A 1870-nucleotide genomic window follows, 5' to 3' on the forward strand; every position below is an offset into this window, starting at 1 on the left:
GGGTCGGGCCGTCGGCGGTGGTTTTGCGGACGAGGCGACCGGCCGGGTCGTAGTGGTAGTCGCTGACGAGGCGCGGTTTGCCGTCGGCAGTGAAGCCGTGGGGGGGCCGTTGCGGCTGGTCGGGCGGCGGTTGCAGGCCGATGTGGCCGGAGCGGACTTCGGGCTGGTACCAGGCGGCAATGTCTTCGCGTTGCGCCAGCCGGTCGCTCAGGGCTTGGTAGTGGTAGCGGTGGAGGACGCCATCAACGGCTTGTTCTTCGATCAGCCGGCCGACCGGGTCGTAGCGGAAGCGGTAGGCGGCGCCGTTGGGGTTGATCTTTGTGCCTTAGCAGGCCGCAGAGAAAGGATTTCATTTCTCATGAAATCCATCAAAAATCGAAGATTCACCAATATTTGGCACAAAAATAAACTATTTCACCTAATTTTTGGTGCAAATAGCAATACTAGAAGTAGGATTTAGTAGATTTCCCCACTCGAAGCTGCTTTTCAATGACCTTTTATATCAAGATCAATACGTCAACACTTTCATCAACCATTTTAAAACTAAAATTGACAAAATGAGCGCCGTACTTACTTGACACAATAAAAGAGCACGTATACTCAATCCTCAGCCCCTTCCATCCATACATCCTCATAACCTTCATCATCAATGATGAATTTAAACCCTGGGGAAAGAAACAAGTATTTTTTTACGGATGGGAGTATTTCGTCTAAATGAGATGTATGTATAGGCTGAAAAAAATCTGGGGCCTCAGAGTAGTCTCCACAATAAAAAAACCAGCTAACATTTCCATTTTCAGGTTTTTCTATTCGGGTCCCGTAGATTGGATTTTTCCCTATGGAAGAAAGTGCAACTGCAACCATACCCCCCTCATCTATTTCAAACTCTGGGGAGTTGTACTTTGCACATACATCACGCTGTTCAGTAGTAATTTCCATAGAATTCAAATTCCTAATTTTCGTTTCATGCATCTAGAAAATTTTGATGCATATCCACCTTGTTTTCGAGAACAGGTTGGGCAGTGCGATTGAACTGCCGCAACACTGGATTGATGTGCCACATCGTTTTGACCGGTCCTGTAGTATTCTACTGTAAGAGCATCTTTATGGTCAGCCACCATTTTTGAGGCAACTTGCCCACATACAACACAAGGTACACCTTGTACGGCATTTGTTTGCTGTGTAGTAGGGCCACATGCAGTATTTCTTCTATATGCTTTTGTTATATTTTGCTTAGGATCAAATTGCTGGCCATCAGGTATACCATACGTATTTAGAGGCACATTTTTGCCAACCCCATCAATTGTTGATCCAGATAACCCCAAAGGGTCAATCCATTGATTTGGATTAAAAGCATATTCATAAAGATTCTCGCCCCCCGCCAACCCAATCGGATCCTGACTAACAAACCTCCCCAAATCCGGGTCGTAATAGCGGAAACGGTTGTAATGCAGCCCCGTCTCTTCATCGTAGTACTGGCCCTGAAACCTTAGCGGTTGTTCGACGGGTGCGGCATCCGTCAGCCAGTGTAGTTTCAGGGTGTTGCCCCAGGCCAGGTATTCAGCGCGCCAGACGATCTGGCCTTCGGCATTGGTCAGTTCGCGTGGGGTGCCGATCTGGTCGGGGTGGTAGTAGTAGATGTGGAAGGGGGCGGTCGCTTCGCTCGCCTGACCGTTATTTGTATCCGCACTGGCTACGGTTCCGGGTTGGTGACCATCATCCCCCGCAGCCTCGTTCTCCTCCGCCTCCCCCTCCCCCTCATTCGCCGCCGCCATCTGCCGCCGGGCTTGGGCTATGGCGTGGGCGCTGGCCAGCATGTCGGCGCGGGCCTGGGCACGTTGCTCTAGCGGCAGGGCTTGCAGGATTTTGC

3 protein-coding genes are annotated in these 1870 nt (G+C 50.3%); 1 reads left to right on the forward strand and 2 read right to left on the reverse strand.

From position 1 onward, the window contains the following. A partial coding sequence (locus PZA18_RS23810) for a hypothetical protein (RefSeq protein ID WP_284103387.1) occupies positions 1–460 on the forward strand: 460 nt, incomplete at its 5' end. 140 nt (positions 461–600) lie between these two features. Here the strand turns inward: PZA18_RS23810 and PZA18_RS23815 are convergent. Both PZA18_RS23815 and PZA18_RS23820 read right to left on the reverse strand, forming a co-directional pair. After that, a complete protein-coding gene (locus PZA18_RS23815; RefSeq protein WP_284103388.1) occupies positions 601–939 on the reverse strand; it encodes an immunity protein Imm33 domain-containing protein in 339 nt (112 codons plus the stop codon). 5 nt (positions 940–944) lie between these two features. Then, positions 945–1870 (reverse strand): RHS repeat-associated core domain-containing protein (locus PZA18_RS23820; protein ID WP_284103389.1); only part of this gene is annotated, 926 nt, incomplete at its 5' end.

The sequence above is a fragment of the Parachitinimonas caeni genome (assembly GCF_030129945.1).
Classification (GTDB): domain Bacteria; phylum Pseudomonadota; class Gammaproteobacteria; order Burkholderiales; family Chitinimonadaceae; genus Parachitinimonas; species Parachitinimonas caeni.